The 17,953-nt window shown below is 44.2% G+C and carries 16 protein-coding genes; 15 read left to right on the top strand and 1 reads right to left on the bottom strand.

Translation table 11 applies throughout. From position 1 onward, the window contains the following. The 14 genes from ftsL (at position 1) to lpxC (ending at position 16,388) form a co-directional block, all read left to right on the top strand. Positions 1 to 315, top strand: coding sequence for a cell division protein FtsL (gene ftsL / locus LP316_RS00905; RefSeq protein ID WP_193022241.1), 315 nt, complete (start codon positions 1 to 3; stop codon positions 313 to 315). Continuing rightward, positions 312 to 2,060 (top strand): peptidoglycan D,D-transpeptidase FtsI family protein, encoded by a 1,749-nt coding sequence (locus LP316_RS00900; RefSeq protein ID WP_193022240.1) that lies wholly within the window; start codon positions 312 to 314, stop codon positions 2,058 to 2,060. The genes ftsL and LP316_RS00900 overlap by 4 nt, the downstream gene beginning before the upstream one ends. Next, positions 2,053 to 3,597, top strand: coding sequence for a UDP-N-acetylmuramoyl-L-alanyl-D-glutamate--2,6-diaminopimelate ligase (locus tag LP316_RS00895; protein ID WP_193022239.1), 1,545 nt, complete (start codon positions 2,053 to 2,055; stop codon positions 3,595 to 3,597). The genes LP316_RS00900 and LP316_RS00895 overlap by 8 nt, the downstream gene beginning before the upstream one ends. Then, a complete protein-coding gene (locus LP316_RS00890; RefSeq protein WP_193022238.1) occupies positions 3,594 to 4,991 on the top strand; it encodes a UDP-N-acetylmuramoyl-tripeptide--D-alanyl-D-alanine ligase in 1,398 nt (465 codons plus the stop codon). The genes LP316_RS00895 and LP316_RS00890 overlap by 4 nt, the downstream gene beginning before the upstream one ends. Further along, a complete protein-coding gene (mraY, locus tag LP316_RS00885) occupies positions 4,991 to 6,073 on the top strand; it encodes a phospho-N-acetylmuramoyl-pentapeptide-transferase (RefSeq protein ID WP_193022237.1) in 1,083 nt (360 codons plus the stop codon). Before LP316_RS00890 ends, mraY begins: the two co-directional genes overlap by 1 nt. A gap of 13 nt (positions 6,074 to 6,086) precedes the next feature. Next, the gene (murD, locus tag LP316_RS00880) at positions 6,087 to 7,442 is read left to right on the top strand and encodes a UDP-N-acetylmuramoyl-L-alanine--D-glutamate ligase (protein ID WP_193022236.1); all 1,356 of its coding nucleotides are present in this window, start codon (positions 6,087 to 6,089) and stop codon (positions 7,440 to 7,442) included. A gap of 8 nt (positions 7,443 to 7,450) precedes the next feature. Further along, a complete protein-coding gene (ftsW, locus tag LP316_RS00875; RefSeq protein WP_226960831.1) occupies positions 7,451 to 8,623 on the top strand; it encodes a cell division protein FtsW in 1,173 nt (390 codons plus the stop codon). Beyond that, positions 8,623 to 9,708, top strand: coding sequence for an undecaprenyldiphospho-muramoylpentapeptide beta-N-acetylglucosaminyltransferase (gene murG, locus LP316_RS00870; RefSeq protein ID WP_226960771.1), 1,086 nt, complete (start codon positions 8,623 to 8,625; stop codon positions 9,706 to 9,708). Before ftsW ends, murG begins: the two co-directional genes overlap by 1 nt. Further along, positions 9,705 to 11,153, top strand: a complete 1,449-nt coding sequence (murC, locus tag LP316_RS00865; RefSeq protein WP_193022234.1) for a UDP-N-acetylmuramate--L-alanine ligase — start codon at positions 9,705 to 9,707, stop codon at positions 11,151 to 11,153. The genes murG and murC overlap by 4 nt, the downstream gene beginning before the upstream one ends. Next, a complete protein-coding gene (locus LP316_RS00860) occupies positions 11,153 to 12,079 on the top strand; it encodes a D-alanine--D-alanine ligase (protein ID WP_193022233.1) in 927 nt (308 codons plus the stop codon). The genes murC and LP316_RS00860 overlap by 1 nt, the downstream gene beginning before the upstream one ends. 2 nt (positions 12,080 to 12,081) lie before the next feature. Then, positions 12,082 to 12,846 (top strand): cell division protein FtsQ/DivIB, encoded by a 765-nt coding sequence (locus LP316_RS00855; protein WP_193022232.1) that lies wholly within the window; start codon positions 12,082 to 12,084, stop codon positions 12,844 to 12,846. 3 nt (positions 12,847 to 12,849) lie between these two features. Next, positions 12,850 to 14,085: a cell division protein FtsA gene (gene ftsA, locus LP316_RS00850; protein WP_193022231.1), complete on the top strand. Its 1,236-nt coding sequence runs from the start codon at positions 12,850 to 12,852 to the stop codon at positions 14,083 to 14,085. Between the two features lie 97 nt (positions 14,086 to 14,182). Beyond that, complete coding sequence (ftsZ, locus tag LP316_RS00845; RefSeq protein ID WP_193022230.1) at positions 14,183 to 15,346, top strand: cell division protein FtsZ; 1,164 nt, start codon at positions 14,183 to 14,185, stop codon at positions 15,344 to 15,346. 124 nt (positions 15,347 to 15,470) lie between these two features. Then, positions 15,471 to 16,388 carry a UDP-3-O-acyl-N-acetylglucosamine deacetylase gene (gene lpxC / locus LP316_RS00840; RefSeq protein WP_193022229.1) on the top strand — a complete coding sequence of 306 codons (918 nt, stop codon included), beginning with the start codon at positions 15,471 to 15,473 and terminating at the stop codon, positions 16,386 to 16,388. Positions 16,389 to 16,445: 57 nt separating this feature from the next. On the opposite strand, the gene LP316_RS00835 is transcribed toward lpxC, so the two are convergent. Then, positions 16,446 to 16,850, bottom strand: coding sequence for a DUF721 domain-containing protein (locus LP316_RS00835; protein WP_226960770.1), 405 nt, complete (start codon positions 16,848 to 16,850; stop codon positions 16,446 to 16,448). Positions 16,851 to 16,939: 89 nt separating this feature from the next. Between LP316_RS00835 and LP316_RS00830 the strand changes: the two genes are divergently transcribed. Then, positions 16,940 to 17,842: a M23 family metallopeptidase gene (locus LP316_RS00830; protein WP_193022227.1), complete on the top strand. Its 903-nt coding sequence runs from the start codon at positions 16,940 to 16,942 to the stop codon at positions 17,840 to 17,842. The last annotated feature ends 111 nt before the right edge of the window (positions 17,843 to 17,953 follow it).

The raw sequence follows: 17,953 nt of genomic DNA, 5'->3' as shown, positions 1-17,953 counted from the left end.
ATGGCGGGTAAAAAGGTGGTGCTTGTCAATGATATTTGGCAAGACATTCAACACCATATTTTTACTTATGCTTTATTACTTTTGGTTGTGTTGTCGGCGTTTTCGGTGATTTATACCACGCACCTAAATCGCTTAACCACGAGTGAACTAGAAATATTGCTCACTGAGCGAGACGAATTAGATATTGAATGGCGCAACTTGTTGTTAGAGCAAAATTCACTGGCAGAGCACAGTGCAATTGAGAGTAAAGCGTCGAAATTACTAAATATGAAAAGGCCAAGTGCCGCATCGGAAGTCATTATAAGATTACCATGAATAAGGTAGCTAAAAAGAATAAGCAGCTTAAACCCAATACGGCTCCATGGCGTTTTTACGTTGTGGCGGCTGTTATTTTGCTCGTTTATTTGGTTTTAGCTGCTCGCAGTGCCTATATTCAGGTGATTGAACCTGACATGCTAAAAAAACAAGGTGACCGTCGCTCTAAACGCATCGCCGAATTAGATGTTCAGCGCGGTTCAATTGTTGATCGCAATGGTGATGAATTAGCGGTAAGTGTGCCGGTTGAAACGGTGTGGGCCGATCCTAAAATCGTGATGGAAAATAACGCTTTTGCGATGGAAAAACACTGGCAAGCATTAGCTGATGTGCTAGGTAAAGATGTCAAAGAGTTAACCGCTCGCATTGGCAAAAATCCAAACAAGCGCTTCTTATATGTTGAACGTCAAGTTTCTCCGGCAATGGCTGATTACATCAAACAGCTGAAAATTCCGGGTATTCACCTGCGCAAAGAATCAAAACGCTTTTATCCGGCTGGCGAGATCAGTGCCCATATTGTCGGTTTTACCAATGTTGATGATAAAGGTATTGAGGGGATTGAGCGTTTATACGACGACAAATTAACCGGCACTAGCGGTTCTAAGCGTTTTCGCAAAGATGCCAAAGGTCGTAAAGTTGAAATTTTATCGGTTGAAGAAGCGACGCCACCGCAAAATGTTGAGTTGAGTATTGATCAACGTATTCAAGCACTCGCCTACAAAGAATTAAAAGGTGCAGTGCGCGCATTTAAAGCAACCTCTGGCTCTGTTGTGGTGGTTAATGTTCATTCCGGTGAAATTTTAGCATTGGCCAATAGCCCTTCGTTTAACCCAAATAATCGCAAGAATACCGCGATCCACCGATTTAGAAATCGGGCGATCACCGATGTTTATGAGCCCGGCTCCACCATGAAGCCACTTTCGATGCTCACCGCACTAGAGTTTGGTACTGCGGAACAATCCACGGTGATAGATACCAGCCCCGGATGGATGAGGCTAGGTGGTAGACGAGTCAGCGACCCGATAAATCGGGGCAAACTCTCGCTCCAAGACATCTTAGTCACATCATCAAACATGGGTACCACAAAGTTAGCTTTGTCGGTACCCAAAGAGTTTTTATTAGACCGCTTTTTTGATGCCGGCTTTGCCGAAGATACAGGTACTGGATTGGTCGGTGAAACGATGGGGATGATGTCATCTCGCTCGCGTTGGTCTCAGTACGAATTAGCAACGTTATCGTGGGGCTACGGCCTTGCGATTAGTCCATTACAGCTCGCGCGCTTTTACGCGACGTTAGCCAATGGCGGGGTGAAAATTCCACTGCGGATCTTAAAGTCAGATGAAGTGCCACAAGGTCAGCGCATTTTTGGTGAAGCACAAGCAAAATATATCGTGTCGCTACTTGAAGGCGTTGTGACCGAAGGTGGTGCAAGCCGAGCGGCAGTCGATGGTTATCGCGTAGGCGGAAAAACGGGGACGGCGATTAAGGCTGTACCAGGTGGTTATGGTAACGATTATGTTGGCTTATTTGCTGGGGTTGCGCCGATTTCAAATCCAGAACTTGCTGTTGTTGTCGTCATTAACGAACCCGGTGGTGATTTGTACCACGGCGGCGAAATTGCTGCCCCAGTATTTTCTCGTGTAATGAAAGGTGCATTACAAGTATTAAATGTTGAGCCTGATGCTCACACCCGTATTGTTGAAGCCAAACAGGCAAAACAAATCAGGGGAGGTGGCAATGCTTAACCCTGTTTATAACATTAGCCAAACGCTAGCTAGTTTTGGTATTGAAGCGACTGAACTGGAAAATATAGGCCAAACCAATGCACTAGTGAATGATACTCGCGTGCTTAACGAAAACGACGTATTCTGCGCGGTTATTGGTAGTACTTTAGATGGCCGCCAATACATTGATAATGCCATTGAGTTGGGCGCTAAATTAGTGATTGCTGAGTGTCAAAGTCAACAATTACACGGCCAAGTGTTAGCAAAAACAGTTGCAGGGAAAAGCACCTTAGTGGTGCAGTTTTATCAATTGAACGAGCAGTTATTTGAGCTTTGCCAACACTATTATCAAATGCCACAACAGTCGTTAAAGATTGTTGGTATTACCGGTACTAATGGCAAAACCAGCACTAGCCAAATTCTCGCGCAACTCATCGATTTGTGTCAGCAAACGTCAGCCTGTGCAGTTATTGGCACCAACGGCGCTGGCGTATTACCAACACTTTCACCGATTTTAAATACTACGCCCGGTGCTACAGAATTGATGGGGCTGTTAGCTAAGTTTGCGCATCAGTCATTAAGCCATGTTGCGATGGAAGTCTCATCACACGCACTTGAACAAAAACGGGTTAAAAACGATTTATTTGACGTTGCCGTATTCACCAATTTATCACGAGATCACTTAGATTATCACCAAACGATGGCAGCTTACGGCGCGGCAAAACTCGCGATATTTAGCGGCGATGAAAAGCAAACCGCCGTGGTAAATGGCGATGATGAGTTTATCAAAGAGTGGCTCAGTGAAGCGCTAACACAGCCAGTGATTGTTTATGGTTGTGGCATTGAGATAACGCAACATCGCGATTATTTCTACGCAACCAATATTAGATGTCATGATGCCGGTACGCGTTTTGAGCTGCATACACCCACTGAGCGTCATCAAATTAATTCACCGCTTATCGGTCGATTTAATATCGAGAACTTATTAGCGGCGATGGCGAGTGCTCAAGCACTTGGTTTTGACTTGCCAACCATTATCGGAGCCGTTGAAAAAATTCAGCCAATCGATGGCCGCATGGAGTTGTTTGCTCAAGTTGGTAAGCCCTCTGCGGTGGTTGATTACGCCCATACACCTGATGCATTAGAGAAAGCGTTAGTTGCTTGTCGTGCCCATTGTCAGGGTAAATTGCATGTGGTGTTTGGTTGTGGTGGTGATCGCGATAAAGGTAAGCGTCCTGAAATGGGGCGAGTGGCAGAGCAAAACGCAGATTGCCTCATCATCACCAATGATAACCCGAGAACAGAAGCGCCAGAGATGATCGTCGCTGATATCTTACAAGGTTTACAACAACCTGAAAAAGCCAGAGTCGTGCTTGATAGAAAACAAGCCGTTAACACAGTAATTAGCCATGCAAGCGAAGGTGATATGGTGTTGTTGGCAGGTAAAGGCCATGAAGATTACATCATTATTGGCGAGCAAAAAATTGATTACAACGAACGTCAGCTAGTCAGTAGTTACTACACAAATAGTAACACGATTATTGGAGCTAATTTATGATCCCATTATCTTTAGCCACCCTTGGGCAAATTACTGAAGGTCGGGTAATCGCGGCGAATAAAGATTGCCAACTAGCGACGATTAATTCGATTGTTACCGATTCTCGTGAGCTTGCTCAAGACGACGTCTTTTTAGCCTTAAAAGGGCCAAACTTTGATGGCCACAAATTTTGTCAGCAAGCTTTAGAAAAAGGTTGCCAAGCGGTAATCGTCAGCGAAGAGCAAGCAATCGATATCGCTCAAGTTGTAGTTGAAGATACCCGCATCGCGCTTGGCAAAATAGGTGCTTACATCAAAGCACAAGTCGCCCCTAAAACTGTCGCTATTACCGGTAGCAGCGGAAAAACCACGGTTAAAGAAATGGTCTATGCCATTTTATCTCGTCTTGGCAATGTGTTAGCGACTAACGGCAATTTTAATAACGATATTGGTGTGCCGCTGACCTTGATGCGCTTAGACCCTAGCCATGATTATGCGGTCATCGAGTTAGGGGCAAATCATTTAGGTGAAATCGCCTACACCACAAATTTGACCAAGCCAGATGTCGCCGTGATCAACAATATCGCCGCTGCGCATTTAGAGGGATTTGGTGATTTATGTGGTGTTGCTCGAGCTAAAGGCGAAATTTTTGATGGTTTAGAAGAAGGCGGTATCGCAATTTATAACCAAGACACGCCATACGCCGGTAAATGGCAGTGGCGTTTAACCGATAAAAACGTCTTAAAAGTTTCATGTAATGACGTTGCTGATTTTTATCCAAGTGATGTTGTGCTCGATGATAACGGCTGTGCCAGCTTCAAATTACACACACCAACAGGGGCAAGCTATATCGAATTGCCAATTCCGGGTAAGCACAATGTTTGTAACGCGCTAATGGCGGCGGCAATTGCACTGCAATTTGGCGCGAGTGTCGATGACATTCGTTTAGGCTTGATCGATATGGTGCCTGCAAAGGGCCGGTTAAATGTCCACACGCCAGCTAAAGGCTTCAAGTTAATTGATGATAGCTATAACGCCAATGTCGAATCGGTAAAAGCGGCGACCCAACTCTTGGCTAATCTACCGGGCAAACGCGTGCTGGTATTAGGCGATATGGGAGAACTGGGGCAAGAGGCAAGGCAATATCACCACGAAGTAGGTGCCTTTGCTAAATCATTGGCTATCGACGGCTTATTTACCTTAGGGGTGTTAAGTCAATCAGCAAGCCAAGCATTTGGTGACAACGGTTTTCACTTTAATGATCGAGCGTCGCTAATGGCGTCATTAAAACAATATTTATCAAACGAGGAGCAAAGTATTTCTGTGTTAGTTAAAGGTTCACGCAGTGCGCGCATGGAATTAGTTGTACAAGACGTACTTGAGTGGCAAGCATCAACTTCGAAGGAGCACGTCTAATGCTACTTTGGCTAGGTGAATACTTAACACAATACTTTTCGGGCTTTAACGTCTTCTCGTATTTGACGTTTCGCGCGATCGTTTCAACGTTAACCGCGTTAACTGTATCGCTGTATTTTGGCCCCAAATTGATTCGCGCATTACAAAAAATGCAAATTGGCCAAACCGTACGCGATGATGGCCCTGAAAGCCACTTGTCAAAATCGGGTACACCAACCATGGGTGGCTTGCTGATTTTAGGTGCCATTGTCTTTAGCGTTTTATTGTGGGGCGACTTAAGCAATTATTACGTACTAACCGTGCTGTTTGTCGTTGTAAGCTTCGGTGTTATTGGCTTTGTTGACGACTACCGCAAAGTCATTCGAAAAGATGCTAAGGGGTTGATTGCTCGTTGGAAGTACTTCTGGCAGACCGTTATCGGTTTAGGCACCGCGATTTTCTTGTATGCGATGGCCCAAGATCCGAATGAAACCGCCTTGTTATTGCCATTTATTAAAGATGTTATGCCCCAGTTGGGCATGCTTTATATTCTACTCACTTACTTTGTCATTGTCGGCACGAGTAATGCAGTGAACTTAACCGACGGCTTAGATGGTTTAGCGATTGTCCCTGTTGTACTGGTCGCAGGTGCCTTTGCTGTATTTGCTTATGTAACGGGTAACGTTAACTTTTCAGCTTACTTGAACATTCCTTATATTCCTCTGACTTCTGAATTGGTGGTTGTCTGTACTGCGATTGTTGGTGCGGGCTTAGGCTTTTTGTGGTTCAACACGTATCCGGCTCAAGTGTTTATGGGCGATGTTGGCTCACTTGCACTTGGCGCGACATTGGGCGTGATTGCGGTCTTGGTTCGCCAAGAGTTGGTGTTATTTATTATGGGCGGTGTGTTTGTTATTGAAACGCTCTCGGTGATTTTACAGGTGGGTTCATACAAACTGCGTGGCCAACGTATTTTTAGGATGGCACCTATACACCACCATTACGAATTAAAGGGATGGCCAGAGCCGCGAGTTATCGTGCGCTTTTGGATTGTCTCATTGATGCTGGTCTTGGTTGGCTTAGCAACATTGAAACTGCGTTAGGCAAAGAAAAACGATGTTAGATATTGCATTTTTACAAGACAAACGAATTTTAGTTCTGGGAGCCGGCCTCTCAGGACTGTCTTGTGCGCGTTTTCTAACTAAACAACAACTTGCTTTTGACTTAAATGACTCAAGAGCCAACGCTATTGACCCGAACCAATTTAGCCAAGATTTTCCAACAGCGGGCTTATCCTTAGGTCGCTGGGACAGTGAATTAATCGCTAACGCTGATATCATTTTGGTCTCGCCAGGTATTGATACGAGTATTGCTGAAATACAAACACACTTATCACCAACGTGTCAGATGTACGGTGATGTTGAGCTCTATTGCCGATTAAAGCAAACGCCGATTATTGCGATCACCGGCTCAAACGGCAAATCAACCGTTGTTAGCTTAGTGGCGCATCTCGGTAAGTGTTTAGGTTATAACACTCAGCTAGCAGGTAATATTGGTGTACCACCACTCGATGTTATCGATGCTGATATCGACTTCCTCGCTCTTGAACTATCGAGCTTTCAGCTTGAAACCTTAAGCAGTATGCAAGCGGTATCGGCAACCTTGTTAAACCTGTGTGACGATCACTTAGATCGTCATAAAACGCTGGCTAACTATCGCGCAATCAAACAGCGAATTTACCAACAAACTGATTGTGTTGTAGTCAATCGTGACGATCAAGCAAGCGCATATCAAGGCGATAAACGACAAATTAGTTTCGGCTTGTCGGCGCCAACTAGCGGTAACTTTGGCCTAGCAACCGTGGATGATAAATTACAGCTGATGTTCGGTGAAACCCCACTCATTGCTGTTGAAACTTTGCCACTAACGGGTATCCATAATGCGATTAACTGTTTAGCAGCACTAGCCTTGGGTTACGGTGCAAATTGGCCGATTGATAAAATGGTGGCAGCGCTTGGCAGTTTTGAAGGCTTGGCTCATCGCTGTCAGCGTGTTGAAACAACCGATCAAAAAATCTGGATTAATGATTCAAAAGCAACCAATGTCGGTGCGACCATTGCGGCGATTGAAGGACTTACAAGCCCAGACAAGCAACTGGTGTTAATCGCTGGTGGCCAAGGCAAAGGCGCAGATTTTTCACCGTTGACTAAAGTGTTGGCGAAACACGTGAATAAATTGATCGTTTTTGGTCAAGATAAAGCGCTACTAGCGTCGATTGCGCCAACGAATGTAGCTGTCGAACAAGTTGGTTCGTTAAACGATGCTGTTTGCATTGCTAATCAAAGCACAGAGCGTGGCGATACCATTTTATTTTCACCAGCGTGTGCCAGCTTAGATATGTTTACTAACTACATAGCGCGTGGTAATGCTTTCGCTAGATTGGCGCAGGAGGTGAGCTCATGCACAGCTTAGTTTCTGCGATGAATATGCCAACGTTGCCCAAATGGTTGGCGCAAAGCGCTAGCACGGTCACATTTGATCGCCACTATATTTTATTAGCGGTTGCAATGTACACCATAGGATTGATTATGGTGGCGAGTTCATCGATGCCGGTGGCAGAGCGCTTGTTTGATAACCCATTCCATTTCGTCATTAGGCATGGCGTTTATATCGTCTTAAGTATCATGATTGGCGCAGCAGCGTTGTTTATTCCAATGTCACAGTGGCAAAAACAAAGTGGTTATTTACTGCTAGCTGCCATTGGTTTGTTAGTTTTAGTGTTAATTATTGGCCGAACCGTTAACGGTTCTCAGCGTTGGATTGTACTGGGGCCGATCACGGTGCAAGCTGCTGAACCTGCCAAACTGTTCTTCTTTGCCTATTTAGCGGCTTACTTGGTTAGACGTCGTGAAGAAGTGATGGAAAACGTCAAAGGCTTTTTTAAACCGTTAGTTGTTTTCGGCTTACTCGCTTTCTTATTACTGATGCAGCCAGATTTAGGTACCGTCATCGTGATGTTTGTCACGACTTTTGGCTTGTTGTTTTTGGCTGGCGCTAAGCTCTGGCAGTTTATCGCCATTGCCGGCATGGGCGTAATCGCTATTACTGCATTAGCGGTGTTTGAAGAATATCGCTGGCGTCGTATCACCAGTTTCTTAGATCCGTGGCAAGATCCATTCGGCAGTGGTTATCAGCTGACTCAATCGCTAATGGCTTATGGCCGCGGTGAATTAACGGGTCAGGGGTTGGGCAACAGTATTCAAAAATTAGAGTACTTACCAGAAGCGCATACCGATTTTGTTATGGCCGTACTTGCCGAGGAATTTGGCTTTATCGGTGTTGCTATCGTCTTGTGTTTGAGTTTATGGCTAGTTTTTAAAGCGTTGTATTTAGGGCGCAAAGCGGTCAGTAAAGAAAAATATTTCGAAGGCTTTTTTGCCTTTGCTATTGGTATTTGGATGAGTTTCCAAACGGCGGTAAACATTGGTGCGAGTGCCGGCATAGTGCCTACCAAAGGCTTAACCATGCCGTTAATTAGTTATGGTGGTAGTTCGATGATCATCATGACCTTAGCCTTTGTCGTACTCATTCGCATCGATCATGAAATTAGGTTGCAGCGTATTCAAGCAACCAGTAAAGGAGGGCGTAAGTAGTGGCAAAACGTCCAACTATTTTAATTATGGCAGGCGGCACTGGCGGACATATTTTTCCGGGGATCGCCGTCGCACAAGCATTACAAGAAAAAGGCTGGCAAGTGCATTGGCTTGGCACAGCAGATCGCATGGAAGCTGACATAGTGCCAGCTCATGGTTTTGATATTTCATTTATTAATATCGCTGGGGTTCGCAATAAGAGTTGGCAGCAATTGCTTAAAGCACCGTTTAAAATTATGCAGTCTGTGATTCAGTCATGCAAAGTGATCAAAAAGGTTCAACCCGATGTGGTACTCGGCATGGGCGGCTATGCAAGTGCACCTGGTGGTGTTGCTGCATGGCTAATGAGTAAACCCTTGGTTTTACACGAACAAAATGCCGTTGCCGGCATGACAAATCGCTACCTAGCTAGAATGGCTTCAAAGGTATTGGCGGCATTTCCCGGTGCTTTTGCCGGTATGAAAAACGCATTAGTGGTTGGTAACCCGCTGCGCAAAGCGATTGTCGAACTTGAGCCAAGTATTCCAGAACAAGCCAGTGAAACCAAAAAGGTGCTCGTGGTGGGCGGCAGTTTAGGCGCGAAAATTTTAAATGACACCGTGCCGCAATCACTCAGCCAAATTAAGGTGCAAAATATTCAGGTTTGGCATCAAAGTGGTAAAGGGCACTTAGCGGCTGTCGAGCAGGCGTATGAAAATACTGGTCTGCCAGCAGCCAATATTAAAGTTACAGAATTTATTGATGATATGGCGGCAGCGTATCAGTGGGCTGATGTTGTAATCTGCCGCGCAGGCGCATTAACTGTCTCCGAATTGGCAATGGCGGCGACGCCAGCGATATTTGTCCCGTTGCCACATGCCGTTGATGATCATCAAACCAAGAATGCCATGTATTTGGTTGATCGCGGCGCGGCGAAGTTGTTGGCGCAAAAAGATCTCACCAGTACACAATTAGCGCAAATGCTAAATAGTCTATTTGTTTCCGACAAAGTGATTGCCAGTATGTCGAAAGCTGCTCACGATGCAGCGCATGCTGATGCAACAACACGAGTCGCGGATATTTGCGCAGGATTTTATAAAGAATGAGTAAACAAATGAATAAAAACGCCCCGATTAAAGTGCCTGAAATGCGTCGTGTAAAACGCATTCACTTTGTCGGTATTGGTGGTGCCGGTATGGGCGGTATTGCTGAGGTATTACTTAATGAAGGTTACCAAATTTCGGGTTCAGATATCGCACGAAATGCGGTCGTTGAGCGCCTGACTCAATTAGGTGCTCAAGTGAAGATTGGCCATCAAGCAAGCAATGTTGATAAGGCTAGTGTGGTTGTTGTTTCAACAGCTATTGATACCAATAATCCTGAAATTACTGCCGCGCAAGCACAGCGCATTCCAATTGTTCGACGCGCAGAAATGCTTGCCGAATTAATGCGCTTTAGACACGGTGTTGCCATTGCTGGTACCCATGGTAAAACGACAACCACCAGTTTAACCGCGAGTATTTTTGCGCAAGCCAATTTAGACCCGACGTTTGTGATTGGCGGTTTGTTAAATAGTGCGGGTACGAATGCTCGATTAGGTACAAGTCGTTATTTAATTGCTGAAGCTGATGAAAGTGATGCGTCATTCCTTCATTTGCAACCTATGGTTGCCGTGGTGACTAATATCGATGAAGACCACATGGAAACCTACCAAGGTGACTTTGAAAAATTAAAAGATACCTATATCGAGTTTCTGCACAACTTGCCGTTCTATGGTTTAGCTGTGGTGTGTATTGATAATCCCGTAGTGCGTGAATTGTTACCGCGAATTAGCCGTCAGGTGATCACCTACGGATTTAGTGAAGATGCCGATGTTCGCGCAATTAATTATCAGCAAGCTGCTGATGTCACGCGCTTTGAAGTGGTTAGAGAAGGTAAAGAAAACCTAACGGTATCACTCAATTTACCGGGCCAACACAATGTATTAAACGCATTGGCCAGTATTGCTGTGGCAACCGATGAAGGTGTTGATGATGAGTCAATCATTAGCGCGCTAAGCCAGTTCCAAGGTATTGGGCGCCGCTTTGAACAACTCGCACAATTACAAACTAAGGTCGGTGAAATTACCTTGGTTGATGATTACGGTCATCACCCGAGAGAAGTTGAAGTCACCATTGACGCGATGCGCAAAGGTTGGCCAGAAAAGCGTCTGACCATGATTTTTCAGCCGCATCGTTATTCTCGTACACGTGATTTATATGAAGAATTTGTCGAAGTGTTATCAAAGGTTGACGGTTTATTGCTATTAGATGTCTACAGTGCAGGCGAAACGCCAATCGCTGGTGCAGACAGTAAATCGCTTGCCCGCAGTATTCGTCAGCGCGGCCAAGTAGAGCCTATTTACGTTTCAGATGTCAATGAGCTAGCTGAGTTATTGGATAATCAATTAACGGCTGATGACATGGTGATCACCCAAGGTGCCGGCAATATTGGTGCAGTAGCTCGTAGCTTAGTAAAAGATGCACGTTTTAATTTGGAGGAAGGCAAATAATGACTAGCCTCTTCAATCAAAAACTAGCGGTGCTATATGGCGGCAGTTCAGCCGAGCGCGAAGTCTCTTTAGCATCAGGTAAAGCCGTGGCAAAAGGTCTCGAGCAAGCGGGCTTTACTGATGTCGCTTTGGTCGATACCAAAGGTTTTGATTTACACAAATTAGTGGAAATGGGTGTCGATCGCGTTTTTATTGCCCTACACGGTCGTGGTGGTGAAGACGGTACATTGCAAGGCGCACTTGAATACTTAGGTATTCCTTACACGGGCTCTGGTGTTTTAGGCTCAGCCTTGGCAATGGATAAGATCAAAACCAAGCAAATTATTCAGTCAGTTGGTTTGCCAACGGCTGCGTTTGTCATTGTTGATAAAGCGAGTTATGTCACCGAGCAAGCTGAGCAAATTATCGCTGATTTAGGCGGTAAAGTGATGGTCAAGCCATCATGTGAAGGTTCGAGTATCGGCATGGCGATCGCGACAAACGCTCAAGAGCTAAATAAAGCGTTAGCGCATGCCTTTGATTTTGATGATGCGATTTTAGTCGAGGCTTGGATTGATGGTTTGGAGTACACCGTTGCCATTTTAGGTGAACAAGCCTTACCGCCAATCCACATGCAAACGCCGAATGCGTTTTACGATTATCAGGCCAAGTATCAATCAACAACGACTCAGTATCACTGCCCTGCGGGTTTGAGCGAACAAGACGAAGCTGAAATTCGCTTATTAGCAGAAAAGGCTTTTAAAGCGATTGGCACCAAAGGTTGGGGGCGAGTTGATTTTATGCGCAATCAGCAAGGGCAATGGCAGATTTTAGAAATTAATACGGTACCAGGCATGACAGAAACATCACTAGTACCGAAGGCGGCTAAGGTTCAGGGCTTGAGCTTTAGTCAATTGGTTACCCGTATCGTTGAGCTAAGTGAGTAACTATGAGTAAGGCAGCCGAGCAAAAAAAAGCAGTGCACTGGTCGTTTTGGCTAGGCTTTGGCTTTTTTATCGCGGTTGTTGTTGGCTTGATTAGCTTTAGTGTCTATTTCTTTAACGAAATGTCACAAGATGAAAAAGTGCCGGTCACCAGCATTAAGGTTGAAGGTGAAATGCCATATACCCAACACGCCGATATTGAGCAGGCTTTAGATGCCGTAAACTTGAGTAACTTTATTAACTTAGACGTTAATCACGTGCAACAAGTGATAGCTAAATTGCCATGGGTTTATTCAGTGTCAGTGCGCAAGCAATGGCCGAATGCGCTCAATATCTACGTGGTTGATCAAACGCCTGTTGCATTGTGGAACGCTGACTTTTTAATAAACCAATACGGTCAAGCATTTCAGGCCGATAGTGCGCGACTAACGCGCAAGTTACCGGCATTTTTTGGCCCAGAGGGTAGTGAACAAACGGCGTTAGCTAATTATCGCAACTTTAATAAGTTACTGGCATTTAGTGACTTAGCTATAGATGAACTCGTGCTCACAGAGCGCTTTTCATGGCAACTAACACTCAATGATGGTGTTAGCCTGAATTTAGGTAGGGAAAACCGCATTGAAAGAATCCAACGTTTTGTTGATGTTTACCCTCAAATAATTGAGCAAAAACAAGAAAATCAAAACGTTGATTATGTAGATTTAAGATATGACACAGGGTTAGCCGTTGGCTACAAAACTGTGCTTGATAAAAATAAACAAAGAGCTTAACAAATGGCAAAAGTAACAGAAAGAAATTTGGTTGTTGGCCTTGATATTGGCACTTCAAAAATTTCTGTCGCGGTCGGTGAAATCACGCCAGACAATCGCTTGAGTATTGTCGGTGTCGGTAATCAGCCATCGCGTGGCATGGACAAAGGTGGTGTTAACGATTTAAATCTCGTTATTCAGTCAATTAAACGTGCAATAAACGAAGCTGAATTGATGGCAGATTGCCATATTAGCTCAGTGTATTTAGGGATCTCAGGTAAGCACATTAGTTGTCAAAACGAAAATGGCATGGTGCCAATTAACGACAAAGAAGTCACCCAGGAAGACGTTGATAACGTGATCCACACTGCCCGTTCAGTACCAATTTCCGCTGAGCGCCGTTTACTTCATGTTTTGCCACAAGAGTACAGCATTGATGTACAAGACGGTATTAAGAGCCCTATTGGTATGTCTGGTGTTCGCATGGAGGCCAAGGTTCACATTATTACCTGTGCCAACGATATGGCGAAAAACTTAGTCAAGTGTGTTGAGCGTTGTGAGTTAAATGTCGATCAGCTAATTTTCTCAGCGCTAGCATCAAGCTACGCCGTGGTAACGGAAGATGAAAAAGAGTTAGGGATTTGTGTCGTTGATATCGGTGCAGGCACCATGGATATTTCGGTATTTACCGGTGGCGCATTGCGTCATACTGCCGTCATCCCTGTTGCTGGCAATCAAGTGACCAGTGATATTGCAAAAATCTTCAGAACGCCGTTAAGCCATGCTGAAGATATTAAAGTGAAATATGCTTGTGCCTTGAGAAATTTAGTCTCGATGGAAGAAAACATCGAAGTGCCAAGTGTCGGTGGTCGCCCTGCGCGTTCAATGTCGCGTCACACGTTAGCTGAAGTGGTTGAGCCGCGTTATCAAGAACTGTTTGAGCTTATCCACGAAGAACTCAGAGAAGCTGGCTTAGAAGAACAAATAGCTGCAGGCTTTGTCTTAACGGGTGGAGCCTCAAAAATGCAAGGTGTGATTGAATTTGCAGAAGAGATATTTCAAATGCCAGTGCGACTAGCCCAGCCAACTGAAGTGGTTGGATTGAAAGAGTATGTTAATGACCCAACTTACTCTACGGTCGTTGGATTATTGCATTATGGCGTGCTAGCTGCAGAGCAAGAAAGCAAAGAGACAAAAGTTTCTGATGGCGTGACAGGGTTGTGGTCACGCATCACCGCTTGGTTTAAGGGAGAATTTTAAACCGAGTTTAAATAAGCACGTGAGTGCTTAAGTACACAAGTACATAAGAATAATTTTGATTTTGGTAGAAACGTTGTAAAAAACGGAGAGAGTAAATATGTTTGAATTAATGGAAGAACATAACGAAGAAGCAGTAATTAAAGTCATCGGTGTTGGTGGCGGTGGCGGTAACGCTGTTGAGCACATGGTCAGTCAAACCATCGAAGGTGTTGAATTTATTACGGCAAATACAGATTCACAGGCGCTGAGAAATTCTTCAGCTAATGTGACCTTGCAAATGGGCAGTGACGTAACAAAAGGGCTAGGAGCTGGTGCCAACCCTGAAATTGGTCGTCGCGCAGCTGAAGAAGATCGCGAAACGATTAAGCAAACCCTCGAAGGTGCCGATATGATCTTTATCGCTGCTGGTATGGGTGGTGGTACGGGTACCGGTGCTGCGCCAGTAGTTGCTGAAGTTGCCAAAGAAATGGGGATTTTAACGGTTGCCGTTGTCACTAAACCTTTCCCATTTGAAGGTAAAAAGCGCATGAACTACGCCGATCAAGGCATTGAGTTCTTAGCGAAAAACGTTGACTCGTTAATTACGATTCCTAACGAAAAACTATTGAAAGTATTAGGCCCAGGTACGTCATTACTTGACGCATTTAAAGCAGCAAACAATGTACTATTAGGTGCGGTTCAAGGTATTGCAGAACTTATTACCCGCCCGGGTCTAATTAACGTTGACTTCGCCGATGTTAGAACCGTAATGTCTGAAATGGGGACCGCGATGATGGGATCTGGTATCGCATCGGGTGAAGATCGCGCCGAAGAAGCAGCTGAAGCTGCAATTTCAAGCCCACTGTTAGAAGATGTTGATTTAGCCGGTGCGCGCGGTATCTTAGTCAATATTACTGCAGGTATGGATATTTCAATTGATGAGTTTGAAACGGTAGGTAACGCGGTGAAAGCGTTCGCTTCTGAAAACGCAACAGTTGTTGTTGGTGCAGTTATTGACCCAGAAATGAGCGAAGAATTACGCGTAACTGTTGTTGCAACGGGTATTGGTGCAGAGCGCAAGCCTGACATTACATTAGTAAACCCAACGCCAGCAGTTGAGCCTGTCGCTGTCGGTGGTGATTATGTGCCAGCGCCACAACCTGAAGCTGCACCAGTGACAATGGCAGAGCCAAATGCGCAAGTGCAACCACAAAAAGTGACAGCACAAGAGTTAGATAATTATTTAGATATTCCTGCATTTTTGCGTAAGCAGGCAGACTAAATAATAATAAAATTAGTGATCTTTTGATCTTACTGGTTGGATCTGTTATATTATGCGACCGCTGAATTTTGGCGGGGTAATTGCTTAACTTTTTTGTAAAGCTTTTGAAGCGAAAAGGTAACAAATGACAAAACAACGTACTTTAAAAGATAGCGTTTCAACAATCGGCGTAGGATTACACAAAGGCGAGAAGGTGCAGATCACTCTCCGTCCTGCTCCTGCGAATACGGGTATTGTATTTCGTCGTGTTGATCTTGATCCTGTTGTTGATATTAAAGCCACCCCAGAAGCTGTGGGTGAAACAACGTTGTGTACCTGTTTGGTTAATGAGCAAGGTGTTCAAATTTCTACCGTTGAACATTTGCTTGCTGCTGTTTCTGCGATGGGGCTCGACAACTTAATTGTTGATGTTGATTCACCTGAAATTCCAATTATGGATGGCAGTTCATTACCTTTTGTATATCTGATCCAGTCAGTCGGTATTGAAACACTAAACGCGCCTAAGCGTTTCTTGAAAATCACTAAGCCAATTCGCGTAGAAGAAGGTGACAAGTGGGCAGAGTTAGAGCCTTATGAAGGTTTTAAAGTTAACTTTGCTATTGATTTTGATCACCCGGTAATTGCCAACACTACACAAAGCATGACGATGGACTTATCAAGCTGTTCGTTTGTTAAAGAGATCTCTCGCGCAAGAACCTTTGGCTTTATGAAAGACATCGAGTTTTTACGTTCACACAACCTAGCGTTAGGTGGTAGCTTAGAAAACGCGATAGTGCTTGATGAATACCGCATGTTAAACCCTGATGAATTGCGTTACGATGACGAATTCGTTAAACACAAAATCCTCGATGCAATCGGTGATTTATACATGGGTGGCGTGAGTATTTTAGGTCAGCTAAATGCATTTAAATCAGGCCATGCCTTAAATAATATTTTATTGCGTGAAGTGTTCAAGCAAACAGATGCTTGGGAGTGGGTAACGTATGAAGAAAACGTGCCGTCACCTATTGCATACCAAGAGATTAATCCTTCCGCTGTTTAATTAAGAATTTATTAAAAAACCGCTTTAATGCGGTTTTTTTGTTTCAGAAATGCCTAACTATTTAGTTTTATTGGCGTGGCTGGCTAATTTTTCGAGCTTTTGGCGTAATCCCTCAGGTGCGTTTTTCGCAACCTCGATGAGTTCTGAAGCAGATTGCACCGACATTTGCTTTTTCGGTTTATCTAAAACGGGCTGTTTAATTTCGGCTTTGTTGAGAAACGGCATAACAGAAATATCGATACGGCTGATTGCGCCATTAGTTTGTTGATTAAACGCTTGGGCGAGACTAAAGCGTTCAAATTGAAACCGTTGTGACCAAACAGAAGATTTTACTTCAATTACGATGGTATCGCCTTTAATATTACCAAGGTGCCAAGCATCGTCGGGAATGTCAGGGCAAATCTCTTTAACGGTGTCAGATAAACTGGCTAAAGAGTTGGTTTTTGTAGCAATATGTGCCAAAGTGCCCTTTGAAGCATCAAACAAAGATGATAAATCGATAGGTTGCTTTGTTTTTCGGTACATTGCTTAAGAAGTAAGAAAGTTATTTTATGAGTTTAACACTACTATATCGTGGAAAAAACGTAAGATTTAACGTTAAGTTAAATAAATTGCATTGGTTATCTGCGTTGATGGCTTTTGCCCTTATTTCCGGCAGTGTCCTGCATTTAGTTATCACTTCTAATGACGAGCCAAAAGACGCCGTACTTCCAGTGTTGGCCGAACAGGTAGGTGAGCCAGTTGCGCTTAGTAGTGAAGATCAAGCTCAAATTACGGCTTTGACAATGAAGTTAGCTGAATTACAAAGTCAGGTACTTCGTTTAAATGCGTTAGGCGATCGCCTTGCCGACGAAAACAATATTCCCGAAGAAGAGTTTAATTTTCAAACGCCACCTCCAAGCGGTGGTCCTTTACTCGCCTCGCTCGCCGAAGGTAAATCACTTGCTCAATTACTCGGTGAGTTAACCGAGTTGCAAACTGAGCTTGATCATGAAGAAAAACAACTTAAAATGCTTGAATCTTTAACATTGGGTCACCATATAACTAGTACGAGTTATTTATCGGGCCGTCCAATTAAAAAAGGTTGGCTATCATCGTATTTCGGTACGAGAAAAGATCCATTTACCGGCATGCCTGCGCACCACAAGGGCATTGACTTTGCGGGGAAAGAAGGCGCACCGGTAATTGCTACTGCTTCAGGCGTGGTAAGTTGGTCAGGTGAGCGATATGGCTATGGCAATTTAATCGAAATTAACCACGGTAATGGTATGAAAACCCGTTACGGCCATAACAAAACGCTGCTAGTAGCGGTCGGTGATGTCGTTAATAAAGGCGATGTTATCGCGAAAATGGGGAGTACAGGGCGCTCAACAGGGCCTCACGTACATTATGAAATCTTGCGAAATAATAAGCAGATAAACCCAATAAAATACGTATATCGCAAAGCTAAATAGCGATTACATAGACGAAATTATGTGATCGGTTTTTACCGATCATTTTTATTTTTAATTTTCATTTTAATGAAGGCAAATTGTAGAGATTCCTCTTCACAACATGGTTTGACA

The sequence above is a fragment of the Thalassotalea sp. LPB0316 genome (assembly GCF_014898095.1).
Classification (GTDB): Bacteria; Pseudomonadota; Gammaproteobacteria; order Enterobacterales; family Alteromonadaceae; genus Thalassotalea_G.
Note: the sequence above shows the minus strand (reverse complement) of the source record. Positions and strands in the feature narration are given on the sequence as shown.